The sequence below is a fragment of the Bacteroidota bacterium genome (assembly GCA_016195025.1).
Taxonomy (GTDB): domain Bacteria; phylum Bacteroidota; class Bacteroidia; order Palsa-948; family Palsa-948; genus Palsa-948.
Window position 1 is genome coordinate 29,609 of record JACQAL010000025.1, and the last position, 16,103, is coordinate 45,711.

Consider the following 16,103-nt stretch of genomic DNA (forward strand, 5'->3'; position numbering starts at 1 on the left):
TCACATGGATTTAGCATCTGGTATTGTTAATATTTATTCGCAGATTTGAAATTGATTTGTTATCCGTACATCAGTATATTCGCATATTCGAAAAAATCAGTTATACGTACCTTGTCTACTCTATACAAATATCGTCCTGCAAAAGTTGGAAGCGCGAGCGATTCTGAAACTCCGCTCATGCAGCAGTATGCGAGCATCAAATCAAAATATCCTGATGCAATTTTACTTTTCCGCATTGGAGATTTTTATGAAACTTTTGGAGAAGATGCTATTCAAACTTCTTCCGCACTTGGAATCACGCTCACGAAAAGAAGAAACGGTGCTGCTTCGGAAGTGGAACTTGCTGGATTTCCTCATCACGCGCTCGATACTTATTTGCCGAAACTTGTTCGTGCCGGACATCGCGTTGCAATATGTGATCAGCTTGAAGATCCCAAGTTCGCAAAGAAAATTGTGAAGCGCGGAATAACGGAACTCGTTACGCCCGGAGTTTCTTACAACGATAAAATTCTCGACCACAAGGCGAATAATTTTCTTGCATCAGTTCATTTCGATAATAAAAACGGAGGCATTTCTTTTCTGGATGTTTCCACCGGAGAATTTTTAGTGGCGCAGGGAACGATTGATTACATTGAAAAACTTTTACAGAACTTCAAACCGAGCGAAATTCTTTTTCAGAAAAATAAGAAGAAACAGTTTGCTGAATTTTTCGGAGAGAAATTTTACACCTATGGATTAGACGATTGGGTTTTCACTTCTGAATTTTCCAATGAAACTTTGCTGAAACATTTTGCCACTTCTTCGCTCAAAGGATTTGGAATAGAAAATTTTGATTTTGGAATTGTCGCAGCAGGCGCTGCGCTGCATTATCTTGCCGCCACGCAGCACGACCGCGTTCAGCACATTCAATCCATTTCACGAATAGAAGAAGAACATTTTGTCTGGCTTGATAAATTTACAATCCGCAATCTTGAATTATTCTGGAGCCCGAATGAGAGAGCAAAAACTTTAATCGAAGTTCTTGACATCACCATTTCGCCTATGGGCTCGCGCATGATGAAGCGCTGGCTCAGCATGCCGCTGAAAGAAAGGCAGCCGATTGAGGAGCGATTAAATAGTGTTGAACTCTTTCTGAAAAATTCTGAACTCGCAGAAGCAGTTTCAAAACAAATTCATCTCATCGGTGACTTGGAAAGATTGATTTCAAAAGTTGCCACCGGAAGAATTTCTCCGAGGGAAGTCGTGCAATTGAAACGCGCTCTTTTTGCTACGGATGAGATAAAGAAAATTATTCAGCAGAATAAAGTTTTACAATCAATCGCTGAACAATTAAATCCTTGCCACACTATCAGCGAAAGAATTGAACGTTCACTTGTTCCCGATCCTCCGCATGCAGTTGGAAAAGGAAAAGTGATTGCCGATGGAATTTCTGCTGAACTGTATGAACTGCGGAAAATAATGTCGTCCGGAAAAAATTATTTATTGGAAATTCAGCAGCGGGAAAGCGAACGAACGAAAATCGGTTCATTAAAAGTTGCATTCAATAATGTATTCGGATATTATCTGGAAGTTACTAATGCGAATAAGAATAAAGTTCCTTCCGATTGGATTCGCAAACAAACACTGAGCAACTGCGAACGTTATATCACCGAGGAATTAAAACAATACGAAGAAAAAATTCTTGGCGCGGAAGAAAAAATCCTTGCTTTAGAAACACAATTGTTTAACGACCTTGTTCTTTCTCTTGTTGATTTTATTCCGCCCATTCAACTGAATGCTTCGCTCATCGCGAGATTGGATTGTCTTCTTTCCTTCGCAAAACTCGCGCAGAAAAATAATTACACGCGCCCGCATAGCAACGATTCAAAAATCATTGATATAAAAGCGGGAAGACATCCGGTGATTGAAACGCAATTGCCGGTGGGTGAAGAATACATTGCCAACGATATTTATCTCGATAACGAACATCAGCAAATAATTATTATCACCGGTCCGAATATGTCCGGCAAATCTGCTTTGCTTCGGCAAACCGCGCTTATCGTAATTCTTGCGCAGATGGGAAGTTTTGTTCCGGCACAACATGCTGACATCGGAATCGTGGATAAAATTTTTACGCGCGTGGGCGCTTCGGATAATCTTTCGCTCGGTGAATCCACCTTCATGGTGGAGATGAATGAAACGGCAAGCATTCTGAATAATCTTTCCGAACGCAGTTTGATTCTGCTTGATGAAATCGGAAGAGGCACGAGCACGTATGATGGAATTTCAATTGCATGGGCGATTGCAGAATTTTTACATCATCATCCAACCCATCCCAAAGTTTTATTCGCCACGCATTACCACGAGTTGAACGAAATGGAAAAGACAATGCCGCGCATAAAAAACTTTCATGTGGCGGTGAAAGAAGTTGGAAACAAAGTTTTATTTCTCCGAAAATTAATTCCCGGAGGAACCGAGCATAGTTTTGGAATTCACGTAGCGAAAATGGCGGGCGTGCCGAAGCGAGTAGTGGAGAGAGCAAATGAGATTTTAGAAAAGTTAGAAGTCAGAAGTGAGAAGTCAGAAGTGAAAACTACAAACGACAAACAACAAACCACAAACGATTTTCAACTTTCTTTTTTTCAACTGAACGACCCGGTGCTGGAACAAATCAAAGATGAAATTCTGAAAACCGATATTAATACGCTAACTCCGGTGGAAGCACTGATGAAACTGAATGAAATAAAAAAATTAATAGGAGGAAAATGAAATCTTCGAAAAGCGAAATTGTACGAACCTGCGAAAAGAAAACAATAATATTTTTTTTGTTTCTGTTCACTTCAATTTTTTTAAATGTAAGTTGTCAAACTAACTCTGATAAAAACATGAGCAACGAAGAAAAAAAACCGGCTGACCCGCAGCATGCAAATAATCCATACTACTCGCATTCCGATACAACTCCCTTAAATGTTTCAAATGCCGAATGGAAAAAAATTCTTTCGCCCGATGTGTATGCGGTGGCGCGCGAAGCAAATACCGAACGCGCCTTCACAGGAAAATACTGGAACTACGAAGGCATCGGCACTTACTATTGCGCAGTATGCGGCAACCCGCTCTTCCGTTCCGATTCAAAGTTTGCGAGCGGATGCGGCTGGCCCAGTTTTTTTGAATCCATCCGCAAGAACAGCACGGTGTATAAAAAAGATTCTTCCTTCGGAATGGAACGCACGGAAGTTTTATGCGGAAGATGCAACTCGCATCTCGGGCATATTTTTGATGATGGTCCTCCGCCAACCCATAACAGGTATTGCATGAACTCCATTGTGCTGGACTTTCTGCCCGATAAAAAATAATTCTTCTAAATAAAATAGTGCGGAAGAAACCTGCTGGTATTATTGGTGACAAGCGATGATGCTTCCCTGATGCCGATTCCTGCGGGCTTTCCTCCGATTACCCACGAGCCAATCACCGGAAAGTTACCGTCATGTTCGGGAAGTTTGCAGAGTTGCTGGTAAATAAATCCTTCTTCTCCGTAATCGCCAGCCGTTTCTTCGAGAAGATTTCCGTTCTCCACAATCTTTATGTTCGCTCCTTCGCGCGAGAGCAGGGGTTTGATGACAAAGTTTTTCATGGAGTGCGGCTCATCGAAATAACATTCGAGAAGATTGGGATGACGGGGAAATAATTTCCAGAGAAGCGCAAGAATGGCTTTGTTGCTCAGCAGCATTTTCCACATCGGCTCAAGCCAAACGGTGTCGCTTTCGTGCAAGTGAATTCCAAAGTCCTCGTTCACCAGCCATTCCCACGGATAAAGTTTGAAAAGGTTGTAAATCCTATTCTCGAATGTATCGGTAAAATAATTTCCGTTCCAGCCGATTTCAGGCAGGGAAATAAATTCCGTTTCTATTCCCGCTTCGCTGGCGCAATCTTGCAGGTAACTGGCGGTAACATAATCTTCGGGAAATTCATCGAGGCAGGAAAAGTAGAGCGGCTGCGCATGAAATTTTTTCTTCAGCCGCTTCCATTGCGCAATCAGTTTTTCGTGAATGCTGTTGAACTGGTCTTTTTGCGGATGCAATTCCTTTTGCCACTGCCATTGCACAATGCTTGCTTCAAAGAGAGAAGTAGGCGTGTCGGCATTGAACTCTAAAAGTTTTGGCGGCTCGCGCAGGTTTCCGTTCCACCATAAATCAAACCGCCCGTAGATGGAAGGAAAATTTTCTTCCCAGCTTTTTTTCACCAGGTAAATATATTCTTCGGGAATGTGGAAGTGTTCAAATAAGTTTTCATCAAGAATCTTCCGTACCGCTTTCAGGCAAAGAGAATAAATTTCTTTTGAGGATGCTTCCAGAAAAATTATTTGCTCCGCAGTAAATTTATAGCAAGCCGATTCATCCCAGTAAGGAATTCCGTTCAGCGTATGAAAACTGAAGCCGAGTTCTTCCACTTGCTGCTGCCAGTGTGGACGCGGAATCAGTTTTTCACGAATCATGAGGCGGAAGAAAAAGAATGCCCTCTTCCGGTGGAGCCGAAGCCACCGCGCGCGGAAAACGGCTTGCTGTGCGGAGTGTCCATGCGCTTGCGGTGCAAAGCGAATTCCCTGCGGTGGCCGTAATACATGTTGTTCCAATGATGACCATAATACGGACCATCGTAATAATACGGTGAGTGCCAGCAATGCCACCACCAGCCGTGATAGCAGCCAAAAGGAGAGCAGCAGGAATAGTACGGAGAATAATTCCAGTGGTAAAAAATGTGGTACTGCGCGCGGTAAGGAGGCGAGTAGGGATAGGCGCTGTCCTGCGCAAGAGAATCATTTTCGTTGCGGAGATGATAGGTTCTGCCGGTGTTATACAAATCGTCATCATACTCATAATAGCCAATGCTGTTTGTGCTTGTGCAGCCGCTGAGCAGAAGAAGAGGGAAGAGAAGAACGAATGAAGTGTAAATTTTTTTCATTCCAAGTTGTGTTTGACAAATACATCTGTATGCAGCAAACACTATGCCATAAAAGAAAGCAGAAGATAGAAGGTTGGAATAATAATGGAATGTTGGGGGAAACCCATTCTTCCATTCTTCTTGGTTTTCGCCTCTTTTTTTAAAACGCTCCTTCCGCGTATGCTTTTTCTCCGTGAAGCGATTCATCCAGCCCGGCATCTTCATGGGATTCCGATACTCTCACTTTTGTAAGAAGATTGATTGCGCCCAGCATTAAGTAGGTGAGCACAAAGGCATACACGGCACAGCCGAATACCGCAATCAACTGGTGAGTGAAGAATTCTGTTCCGCCATGCAGCAAACCGTCTGCTCCGGTAGCATTTATAAACTTTGAGCCGAACACTCCCAGTAAAATAATTCCTGTCATGCCGCCCATTCCATGAACGCCCCAAACATCGAGCGCATCGTCCCAGTTCATTTTATTTTTCAGCATCACTGCCATATAGCAAACTAAACTTGCTGCAACTCCGATGGCGCAGGCGGCAGTGAGCGAAACATATCCTGCGGCAGGAGTGATGGTTGCCAATCCTGCAACGGCACCTGTCATGAAGCCGACCATCTTTGGTTTTTTCACCATGAACCATTCAATCATCATCCACGTTACTGCCGCAAATGCTGCTGCAAAGTGAGTGTTCATGAATGCTTGTCCTGTAATTGCATTTACATCGAGCGCGCTTCCTGCATTGAATCCGTACCAGCCAAACCAAAGTAACCCTGTTCCGATTGCAATGAGGGGAATATTATGATTAGCGGAATGTTTATCTCTGCGGTGCTTGATGTAAAACACCGAAGCAAGCGCGGCAAAACCGGCACTCACATGCACCACAATTCCTCCTGCGAAATCAAGTACGCCCCATTTTGCGAGCAGCCCTCCGCCCCAAATCATGTGCGCGAAGGGATAATACACGAGCAGTTGCCATAGAATCAGAAACACGAGGTAACTTCTGAATGTTTTTCTGTTTGCGAATGCGCCTGTGATAAGCGCGGGCGTGATGATGGCAAACATTAATTGATACGCGATGAAAACAAACTCGGGCATTTTCGGATTCCCCGGAAAAGGAGAATTCAAATTCACGTTATGCATAAACGCTTTGTCGAGGTTTCCGATGATTCCTCCGAGCGCATCTCCGCTGAAGCAGAGCGAATAGCCGCAGATGAACCACATCACTGTGGTGATTCCGAGCGAAACAAAACTCTGGTACATGATGCCCACTACATTTTTTTTGCCGGCAAGCCCTCCGTAAAAGAAAGCGAGACCGGGTGTCATGAGCATGACGAGCGCTGCGGCTACGAGCATGAAAGCGGTGGTTCCTGTGTCAAACATGTGATTTAGATTTTAGTTATTGGTTAATGAGTTATTAAGTTAATCAGTTAGTGCGGGTTTTTTTTCGTTTTGTTTTGCTTTTTTAAGATAAGAAATGTATCCGTTTAGTATTTTATTGCAAAGAAGAATTTTTGTTTTAAAACTACTTAACATGGTTTCATCCATGTAGTTTTCATCGCGTGCACAAATTAAATGATCCAGCACCTCCATTAAAGAACCTCGTGATTGGCGGCAGAATTGAATATTTTCCTGATAGTGGAATCTTCCGAACCCTTCAGCAATGTTTGCTGTAACTGACCTTGATGCTCTTTTTAATTGGGAGCATAAACTATATTTTTCTTCAGCAGGCAATGATTTTGTGAATTGAGAAATATCCTTTCTTAAATCTCTTGCTGTTTTCCAAACTTCTAATTCTTCAAATGTCTGCATTGCCTATTAGCTTATTTTTTGAATAACTTATTAACTTAAACTAAAACGAAACTCCAACGTTGAGCATTACTTCTGTGCGGCTGTCTTCTCCTTCTCCTTTCCAATGAAAAATCTCCTGCGCTGCATCGGTTTCAATTTGTCGTCCTTCCAGGCGAATATAGGAATTATCTGTGGGTTTGTATTCCACGCCTGCCGTTATTCCCCAAAGTTTATAGCCTGTGAGATTGCCGTTTATATCTTTGAATGCGCCAGACACTATTCCATTCGGGTCATTAAATATTTCCTGCCGCGTGTAAATGCGAAATTTATTTGCAGGCAGATAACTTAAAACGCTTACCGCGCTCCACATGGTTGCCGGTTTTGTGTTATCGGCAAGATAAGAATGTTGTTGCCAGCAAACATCTCCGCCAACCGTGTATTTAAATTTCTTGCCTTTAAAATTCAGAAACACATTATGCGCTTGCCGAAAATAGGATAATGAGACGCTATCGGGCGAATCATCTCCGTAATATCCGCTATAACCAATATTAAATTTATCGCTGAAAACATACGTGATGAGAAGCCCTGCAGATTTTTGTTTGTTGTTGTCTTCATAAATTCCATAGCCGTTCAGCGCATAAAGAAAGATGGAAAGTTTTTCATCCGGATTATAGTTCAAACGAAAGCCCGCTTCGTAATACGGTTCGAAATAAGTTCCCACGGTAACCGAACTCGTGTAATTCTCTCTGGGGAAAAGCGCTTCGGTGCCGAAGTGCGTACGGAAAAATCCTCCATCAAGCCAGAGTTTTTTGTGCAAACGGATTCCTGCATTCGCTTCCTGGATGAAATTATATTTTGCCGACCAGGCGCTGAGCGGAATATCTCCGAAATGAACGGTGGCGACACCGCGCACTTTCTCTGCAGAATATTTTGCGGTGAGCATGGCAACATTCAATCCGAAATGATTGCTGCGCGGAGAAACGGATGGGAACTTTTGAAAATTTCCTGTCCCCACGGAATCAGTATAGAACGCATAATACGCATCCACATATCCGCTGATTTCTATTTTAGAAGAATCTTTTTGCTGTGAAAAGATTTTTGCTTCTGCTAAAAGCGCCAGCAGGAGCAGGACGAATACATTTTTTTTACCGGGCATTAACAGGTATTTGTTAAGCAAACATAGAGAGATTATTTATTTTGGCAAAAAAAGATAGCCACACGGGCGTGTGAATAAAATTATAAAAACCTTTCCCGCACCTCTTTCATTGGAATCATGCACTCGTTTTTTTTCCCCCACCACTTGTAGCGGTTGCGGGCGATTATATCATACGCAAAATCGCGGATGAATTTTGGAACGATAATTAAAAGATAAACACTGAAATAAATTCCGCCCACATGTTTCATCACTCTCAGCAGGGAGGATTTAGTATAAACCTTTCCGTTATCAATGAGCGCGGCAGAGTCGGTTTCAGCAGGAATATTGTGTTGCTGCATTATTTTTTTCCCCGCTTCTGATTGCAGCGCGGCAAAGCGGAACTTCTTTTTCTTGTCATGCCTGATGACGAAATTCACCCACGCGTTGCAGTAATTGCAAACGCCATCGAAAAGAAGAACGGGGGAGTTCATCGTATAAAGATAAGATTAGAATAAAGAGTACGGTTTAACTAAAACTACTTCCCGAAACTTGGCGTAGGTCCCGACAGTACAGAATGAGAGAACGGACCGGGAGAAATAAAGCGGAGAGAAAGCTCCAAGCCGCCTTTGCCGGAACTTGCCGCAGTGAGCGGAGATGTATTAACATCATAACTGATGCCGATGGCATACTGCGCAACCTCTATCAGGGATGAGATAATAACGGCATCCTGCATCCTGTAATATCCCCCGAATGAAACGGCAGAACCTTTGACAAACCCTGTGTATTTTGAATCTTCCTTTAACCTGAACCTCGCCATGGAGCCGAGGATGAATTCCTGCTGTGCGCCCTGCTTCGCAAACATATAAGAAGGAACGATGGACGTGTTCGAATTTTTAATTCCGTACGACATGCCCCCGTGAAATACGATGCGCGGACTGAGGCGAATGTCATTGCCATAGAAAGATATGTTCGGAGCCGATACATGGAATGCCGATATGCCCATGTTTGCTTTCACTTCATCATTCGCAGTGGAATACATTTCTCCTTTTCCGTATGTCCACAAAAGACCAGCGGCAAAATCTCCATAGGAAATATTAGTGGAAGAAAAATTTTCGCCCGAGGGAAGCGAAGGGTCGAATGCAGTTCCAATGAACTGGTTGTCCCAGTGAAGCCCTTCGGTGCTGACGTGGCGCTGTGCAAAGCCCGCCTCCAATCCTGCAGAAAAGAAATTCTTTTGATTTAATTTAATGACGCTGGAAAGAGAAAGGTTCAACTGGTTGGTTCCCATTTTTGAATCTCCCGCCTTGTCGTTGAAATCGGAGATGCCTGCTCCTATGTATCCTTTTTTCCATTTTCGTTTCATGAATGCCATTTCATAGGAGAAAGCAGCGGTGCGGAAGGGAGTGGTAACGCTTTTCCACTGGTCTTTGTAATTCAGCGTGCCGCGCATATCACATCCCACAGACGCAAGGGCGGGATTCAGCGTGAGAGGGGAGAGGTTGAACTGTGAGAAATGAACATCCTGAGCAAAAGCGCAGGTGAGCAGGTGAGAGAATGAGAAAGTGAGCAACCAGAGACGTGCGTCTGCACACTTTCTCACTTTCCAGTTTTCCTGTTTTCGTATTGTTCGCACCATTTCGTTTTGCGAAGATATCTTCATGTGTGTATTCTGTTACCTAAATAAAGTAATATTTCCTTTCATGTTATATTCTTTGTCTCCCGAAGAGCAAACCGCTTTCAGATAATAGACAAAAACTCCCGGGTCAAGTGTTCTGCCTTTATATTTTCCATCCCATCCATTTGCCGGTTTATCCGTTTCAAAGACCTTTTCTCCCCAGCGGTCGTAAACGGCAAAGAACAAACTCTGGAGGTCGGCTGCATGAACATAAAGCACATCGTTCATTCCGTCATCATTCGGAGAGAACGCATCTGCAACGGAAGGTTCAAAGCAGCTTACAGAAGGCGGTTCAACAAACACTGTTACCAGCGCCACAGAAGTGCAGCCGTTAGCATCAGTAACTGTGACAAAATAAGTTGTGGTAAGATTTGGTGCAGCAATAGGATCAGGACAGTTTATGCAGCTTAGCCCCGTTGAAGGATTCCATGAATACGTTCCGCCTCCCGAAGCGTTGAGAGTGGTGTTGGAGCCAATCGTAATTGTTATATCTGTTCCGGCATTTGCAGTTGGACCGGGTGCAACCGTAATCGAATGAATAATGGTATCAGAGGATAGGGTGTTCGATGCAATTAATGTGACCGTATAATTTCCCGCAGAAGAGTAACAAATGTTCAACGGATTCTGCGCAGTTGAAGCGGCTGGGCTTGCTCCCGGGAAAGACCATTGCCAGTTAGTAGGCGTGCCGGAAGAATTATCTGTGAAACTGATGCATTGGTTTTTGCAAAGCAGCGTATCGCTCGCCTGGAATGCCGCAATTATTTTCGCTGTAACATAAACGGTAACTGAATCGGTGTTAGTGCAGCCATTGCTATCAGTCACAGTCACGGAATAAGTTGTAGTGATGGTTGGATTGGCAACCGGGTTGGGGCAGGTGGTGCAGCTTAATCCTGCCGAAGGGCTCCATGCATACGTTCCTCCGCCCGTGGCGTTCAATGTAGTGTTAGAGCCAATTGTAATTGTTACGTTTGTTCCGGCATTTGCTGTTGGTCCGGACAGAACGGTGATTGTATGCGTGACGGTATCTGTAGTCGTCCCGTCAGAAACAATAAGCGTGGCAGTATATGTTCCTGCGCTGGAATAACAAATGTTAGTTGGATCCTGCGCTGTTGAGGAAGTTGTATTTGCTCCCGGAAAAGACCATTGCCAACTGGTGGGCGGACCTCCTGTGGATTGGTCGGTGAAACTGATGCAATCGTTTTTGCAAAGCACCGTATCGCTGATGGAAAAAATTCCAACTAATGCTGCGCACGCGGGAATAGAAGGAAAGCCCGGGTAAAAATAACTGGCAATAAAATTCGGCAAACCCAGCATGCAGTAATAGCCGTTAGCGTTCGGGTCAACATTGAACCCCTGCACCACATAATTGCATCCCGCTCCCAATGTATTTGGAGAATTGATTACACCAATCCACGGAGTCACTTCCGTGGCACAATAAATTTTTCCATCCGAAGCAAGTTGAAGAGCATAAATATAATTCGGGTCGAACGAAGTTCCCAAAACAGTTTGAGAAGCCGCAACATTACTCGCAGTTAAATCAAACTGCGAAACCCATCCGGCATTTCCTATCTCATAATAACTGACATATAATTTTGAATTGTCGGGTGAGAACTCCACGCCATACACATGATTAATCCCGAATGACAAACTCACAGGGTTGGAAACAACTCCCGTCTTGTTATCGAAATCAAAAACATCTACCGTGTCTTTGTAGCCAATCGCGCATGCAACACGGCTTCCGTCATTGCTGAATTTCATGTACCCGATGGAATTGTTTGTGCTGCTTCCGTTGTGCAATGTGCCCACGCTGCTTATTACAGGAAGGTTAATTCCTGAACTTGTAACAAGGTAAGCGTAAAACTTATTATTATTCCATTCGTGCACCATCACCCAGATGTCGGTGCCGTTGCAATGATAAACTGCCGCCTGTTTTTCAGTTACATTATTTTGAATCAAAGTATTTTTTGTCGTGACATCTCCTTTGCCTGCGTTCTGTGTCATATCAACGATTGAATATTCAAATCCTTTTGGACCGACAACATAATCCACAGTAAAAATATAATAGAGCGTAGCGCTTCCCGGCACAGGTACTACCAATGCGGACTCAGTGGAAGAAATATCACCGTCAAGATTATTTCCATTGGGCATCTGCGTATTTGTTTTATCCCAAACGCTCACTCCATCCGTATAGAAAAGTAAATTGCCGCTCGCATCAGAAGCAGAAGAACATCCTTCATTTGTATTCAGCGCGCTTCCGGTTAAAGCCACTGGTGCACCGCTGTTAAAATCAATTCCCGCCAGCGTGCCGAAATGCCATTGGTTAGTTTGTTTTTGTGAAAAGCAATGAGCAGAAATAAGAGCGATGAAAAATAAAAATAAATTTCTGCTGTGAATCATATAAATTAGGAAGAGGTAAAACTACTCAAATAAAAATTCAGAGTTTGATAAATTTAATTTGCTTTTTAAAAGAAGAAGAATTCAGGTTGAACAAATACACTCCCTGCGGAAGAGCGCCTACATCAAAAACCCAATATCCTTCTCCTTTAATAATATGAACTGCCCGGGCTACCACACGCTGCGCGAATAAATTGAATATTTCCACCTGCATATCTTTTTCCTCATCGCTGTAAAAATTCAGGAACAACTCATTTTCTGCAGGGTTGGGCGAAATAAAAATATCAGGCGGATGCAAATTATCGGAAATGGAAATAACAGATGAATACGTGAAGTCGCCATTGAAATCGGTTTGTTTCAACCGGTAATAAGTAATTGACGGATACGGCTTGGCATCAGTTGCCGAGTAATGTAAAAAGGCGCTGCTGTTGCCTGCTCCTTTTATTCTGGTAAGTTCTGTAAATGAAATTCCATCGGCAGAGCGTTCGAGTGTGAAGAAGTCATTGCCGATTTCCGATGCGGTTATCCAGTCAAGAATATTTCCTGTTTCTGATTTTTTTCCGGTGAAGGAAAGCATTTCGATCGGAAGTGCTGAAATCGTCTGTGTGCCACCTACGAGATTTGTTCCATACGTATTTGTTCCGGTAATGGTTGTATTGGCTTGAGTGATTTGGTTACAGATGATAGTATGACCGTTAACAGCTCCTGCAGCAATATCTACAGTTATATAAAAGGCATGGGATGAACCCGTAGCTATACTAATACCCAATGCGCTGAAGGTATGAGAACCGGGTCCCAGAGTTGTAGTTATGGTGGAGCCGCGCTGAACCTGAGATCCTGAAGGGAAAACATCGAAGTTACACTCCCAGAATTTAAAGTTGACGATGTCAGTGGCAACATAAGAACCTGATGTTGAAAATGTGACTGCCGAAAAACTTGGACTTCCTGAGGTTACATTAAAACCCAAACCATATATAGGAACCTGTGTAGTTCCTGAACTAACAGTTGCCGCACTTATTTGCGTGCCGGTGCCGCCACCAACATTATCATGCGTGCTTTGCGTTTCAGTTTGAGAAAAAATAAAATCGGGGAAAAGAAAACTTCCGAAGACAAATGCAAATAAATAAGAAGTAGAAACTTTTTTCATCGGCAAAGTGATTAGCGGTATATATTTTTCACTTACCTAACCTCTTTTTTACGGACTTGCTCCGGAAAGGTTTCAACTAAAACTATTTTTTTCTTTTGATAATCATTTGCTTCCGGGGTAAATTGTTAAAACTCTCTCAGCAGGTAGGACTTAGTATAAACCTTTCCGTTATCAATGAGCGCGGCAGAGTCGGTTTCAGCAGGAATGTTATACTGCTGCATTATTTTTTTTCCCGCTTGTGATTGCAGCGCGGCAAAGCGGAACTTCTTTTCCGTATCATGCCTGATAATGAAATTCACCCACGCGTTGCAGTAGTTGCAAACGCCATCGAAAAGGAGAACGGGGGAGTTCATGCAGGCAGAATCATTCTTTCATCCGACCGAACGGAAAATTCACCCGGCAGAATCACTCTTTCATCCGACCGAACGGAAAATTCATCCGACCGAACCACTCTTTCATCCGGACGAACGGAAAATTCACCCGACCGAACAACTCTTTCATCCGACCGAACGGAAAATTCATCCGACCGAACAACTCTTTCATCCGACCGAACAACTCTTTCATCCGGACGAACGGAAAATTCACCCGACCGAACAACTCTTTCATCCGTCTTAATCACTCTTTCAATTTTTGCACTTTCCGCGACTTTTTGGCAGGGTTTGGCAGGGAAAGAATATTTTGTAAAAGAAAAAGAGGTGAACGGAGGAGCAGGTCAACCGTTCCGGAAAGCAGAAATTGAGCAGTTTTTAATGCCTCACCGCAATGGAGTAGGGGTCTCTTGCGATTTCTCTCTTTTGCGGAAGCAACTCAAGTGTGTGCAGATCTATAAAACTGACAAATCCAATTTTTCCTCCGCAAGTTGTTGTATGATGGGGCAAAGGTCCTGATAAATTTCTATTTGCAACATATACCAAACCAGTTCCATCATCAACTCCGATTCCATGCGGATCAGATATGTTGACTCCTTTAATATTTTTTATAAAGGAGAGGGTTTGATAATTAATTACAGTTACACTGCCATTGTAAGGATATTGAGTAGTAGGCGCATCTTTCATGCAAGTGACAAAAAGGTAAGGAGTAGAAGAATGGGTTGATAAGCTCATCTCAACAGGATAATCGCCCGTTGGAATAGTTGCTATCTGCACATCATCGCTTCTTCGCAAAACACGCACGCTCTTTGCACTGTCGCACGACACAAAATAGAGCGTGCTGTCTGGCGACCATATAATATCGTGCGGTTGAATAGGTTTTGGACCCACCGTAAATGGAGGATTGGGCTGGTCAATAGAAATATTGATTTCGCTTCCCGGATCGTTAATCGGTACTTTATAAATATAATTCGACTGGCTTGCCCCTATATAAAGAGTATCGCCCTTAGAATTTATTGCTGTGCCGTGCGGAGTGTCAAATATTCCCGACCATGAACCAAGCGGAGCCATGTTGGATAAATTCACCGGTGTTACTCTGCCATTGGCACTCCAATCCGTTACATAAGCATATTTGGAATCATTGGAAATAGCAAATGTGTTCCAAAGACCACTCGTAATAAATGCTTCTCCGACTTTAGAATCATCTGATGTTCTGAATTTCTGCAATACACCTCCTGCAGCAAAGCAAACATACCAGTATTTATTATCAGGTGAAAGTTTAAGCATGTGCGGTGCGGCATCAACAGCAGAACCTACCGGAATATACCGCATCTGCAAAAGCGTGGCGGCATCAAACACCGTTACCACATCGCAGCCCTGGTTGGTAACATAAAACTTTTTGCGGCTGGGATTATCGCTCCACATGATTTTTCCTTTGGCATCGGGCGCGCCTGCGTCAATCCACTGCATAAGGGTTCTTTGTTCTTCGGCAGAAAGAGCCGGTTGATTATAAGGCATGGTGGGTTTGTTCACAGGCGAAAGAGTGGAATCGGTGTTGGTAAATAAAAACAACGGGCTGTACTGGTGGCTGTAGGGAATGCATACTGCGCCTCCGCGGTCGCCTGCAAATAAATCGTCCCATGTTTCAAGCGAGAGCCCGGCACACACGTCTTTGCTTTGTTTGTTGTGGCAGCCCTGCGTGGCGCATTTGGCAATTAGTATTTTTCCCACTTCCTGCGGATAGCCGGAGGGAGTATAATCAAGCAGCCCTTTATCCTTACGGCAGGTGAAAAAAATAACAGATGAAAAAACCATCAGGAGGAAAACAGAAAGAGAAAAACTTTTTCGCATAAAGAAATTTATTTGCTAAAGATAAAAAATTCCTGAAGGCAGTTGTTATTCTGACACAGGCAAATCAACATCTGTTTCCTGCTTGCGCTCTTTATGTTTAATTTTCACATGCAGCCCGCCCGTAACGCGCTCGTGATTGATGCTGTCATAACCCGCGCCAAAGAGAAAATAATCTCCGCATTTCAATCCTTTGCAGTGCACATGGTCTTCGCCTTGTTCGCCAATAAAATAAGTATCGTAATTGCCGGGGCTTGTGCCGGGAGAATCTTTCGCTTTGAACTTAACAAAAACAGTATCGGGCCAGCCAACATGGTTGATAATCGGCTTGGTGTGATGCTGCAGAAAAACCACCAGCGTGGCATCGCCTCCGGTTCCGGGCTTGCAGCAGGAAGAAAGAAAATAAAAAGGGATAAGGAATAGAGATATAAGGGATAAGGTTCTGAAAATTGTTTTCATAAAAAGATTTCGGCAAATGTAGGATAACTTTTTTTGTATGCAAAAACAAACTGAGCCACACGCTCTGCTCAGCGCTTGTTTTTTTTCTTGTTCCTGGCGTATAACAAATTTTCAATTCAAATTATGCGCACTTGCGCATAAAAGCAAAAGTAGTGTTCTCTAACTTTGCAGATTTTTTTCCTCATGTTGCAGGCATTCTTAAATTGTAGGACTTTCGCAAGATTAGTGAAAATGAGTTAGGGTGCATTCAAGGCCTTAGCGCAACAAGGCGATTTTTGGTTTAGAGTTTAAAGTTACATTTTTTGTTTTAGAGCAACAGTATTAATGTTCAGAATAACTCGTGGCGAGTTATTACCGAACATTAACAC

At 43.3% G+C, this 16,103-nt stretch carries 15 protein-coding genes; 3 read left to right on the forward strand and 12 right to left on the reverse strand.

The annotated features are described in order from the left end of the window. Positions 1 to 177 precede the first annotated feature (177 nt). Both mutS and msrB read left to right on the forward strand, forming a co-directional pair. Positions 178 to 2,748, forward strand: coding sequence for a DNA mismatch repair protein MutS (gene mutS / locus HY063_05500; protein MBI3501232.1), 2,571 nt, complete (start codon positions 178 to 180; stop codon positions 2,746 to 2,748). Positions 2,749 to 2,864: 116 nt separating this feature from the next. After that, positions 2,865 to 3,332 (forward strand): peptide-methionine (R)-S-oxide reductase MsrB, encoded by a 468-nt coding sequence (gene msrB / locus HY063_05505; GenBank protein MBI3501233.1) that lies wholly within the window; start codon positions 2,865 to 2,867, stop codon positions 3,330 to 3,332. Between the two features lie 5 nt (positions 3,333 to 3,337). Here the strand turns inward: msrB and HY063_05510 are convergent, their stop codons facing one another. The 10 genes from HY063_05510 to HY063_05555 form a co-directional block, all read right to left on the reverse strand. Then, on the reverse strand, positions 3,338 to 4,471 hold the full coding sequence (locus HY063_05510; protein ID MBI3501234.1) for a glutathionylspermidine synthase family protein: 1,134 nt from the start codon (positions 4,469 to 4,471) through the stop codon (positions 3,338 to 3,340). Continuing rightward, positions 4,468 to 4,938, reverse strand: a complete 471-nt coding sequence (locus tag HY063_05515; protein ID MBI3501235.1) for a hypothetical protein — start codon at positions 4,936 to 4,938, stop codon at positions 4,468 to 4,470. The genes HY063_05510 and HY063_05515 overlap by 4 nt, the downstream gene beginning before the upstream one ends. 139 nt (positions 4,939 to 5,077) lie before the next feature. Next, a complete protein-coding gene (locus tag HY063_05520; GenBank protein ID MBI3501236.1) occupies positions 5,078 to 6,301 on the reverse strand; it encodes an ammonium transporter in 1,224 nt (407 codons plus the stop codon). 39 nt (positions 6,302 to 6,340) lie between these two features. Continuing rightward, positions 6,341 to 6,730 carry a four helix bundle protein gene (locus HY063_05525; GenBank protein ID MBI3501237.1) on the reverse strand — a complete coding sequence of 130 codons (390 nt, stop codon included), beginning with the start codon at positions 6,728 to 6,730 and terminating at the stop codon, positions 6,341 to 6,343. 40 nt (positions 6,731 to 6,770) lie between these two features. After that, positions 6,771 to 7,865, reverse strand: a complete 1,095-nt coding sequence (locus tag HY063_05530; GenBank protein MBI3501238.1) for an outer membrane beta-barrel protein — start codon at positions 7,863 to 7,865, stop codon at positions 6,771 to 6,773. A gap of 80 nt (positions 7,866 to 7,945) precedes the next feature. Beyond that, on the reverse strand, positions 7,946 to 8,335 hold the full coding sequence (locus tag HY063_05535) for a thiol-disulfide oxidoreductase DCC family protein (protein MBI3501239.1): 390 nt from the start codon (positions 8,333 to 8,335) through the stop codon (positions 7,946 to 7,948). Between the two features lie 44 nt (positions 8,336 to 8,379). Beyond that, on the reverse strand, positions 8,380 to 9,444 hold the full coding sequence (locus HY063_05540) for a PorP/SprF family type IX secretion system membrane protein (protein MBI3501240.1): 1,065 nt from the start codon (positions 9,442 to 9,444) through the stop codon (positions 8,380 to 8,382). Positions 9,445 to 9,516: 72 nt separating this feature from the next. Then, positions 9,517 to 11,916 (reverse strand): gliding motility-associated C-terminal domain-containing protein, encoded by a 2,400-nt coding sequence (locus tag HY063_05545; GenBank protein ID MBI3501241.1) that lies wholly within the window; start codon positions 11,914 to 11,916, stop codon positions 9,517 to 9,519. A 37-nt stretch (positions 11,917 to 11,953) separates the two neighbouring features. After that, positions 11,954 to 13,060 carry a T9SS type A sorting domain-containing protein gene (locus HY063_05550; GenBank protein MBI3501242.1) on the reverse strand — a complete coding sequence of 369 codons (1,107 nt, stop codon included), beginning with the start codon at positions 13,058 to 13,060 and terminating at the stop codon, positions 11,954 to 11,956. Between the two features lie 125 nt (positions 13,061 to 13,185). Further along, the gene (locus HY063_05555; GenBank protein ID MBI3501243.1) at positions 13,186 to 13,413 is read right to left on the reverse strand and encodes a DUF393 domain-containing protein; all 228 of its coding nucleotides are present in this window, start codon (positions 13,411 to 13,413) and stop codon (positions 13,186 to 13,188) included. On the opposite strand from HY063_05555, the gene HY063_05560 reads away from it, so the two are divergent. Continuing rightward, positions 13,412 to 13,675 (forward strand): hypothetical protein, encoded by a 264-nt coding sequence (locus HY063_05560; protein ID MBI3501244.1) that lies wholly within the window; start codon positions 13,412 to 13,414, stop codon positions 13,673 to 13,675. The genes HY063_05555 and HY063_05560 overlap by 2 nt on opposite strands. A gap of 131 nt (positions 13,676 to 13,806) precedes the next feature. Here HY063_05560 and HY063_05565 read toward each other — a convergent pair whose 3' ends face one another. Beyond that, entirely contained in the window at positions 13,807 to 15,279 is a 1,473-nt protein-coding gene (locus HY063_05565) for a hypothetical protein (protein ID MBI3501245.1), read from the reverse strand. A 45-nt stretch (positions 15,280 to 15,324) separates the two neighbouring features. Then, positions 15,325 to 15,735 (reverse strand): hypothetical protein, encoded by a 411-nt coding sequence (locus HY063_05570; protein MBI3501246.1) that lies wholly within the window; start codon positions 15,733 to 15,735, stop codon positions 15,325 to 15,327. Between the last annotated feature and the right edge of the window lie 368 nt (positions 15,736 to 16,103).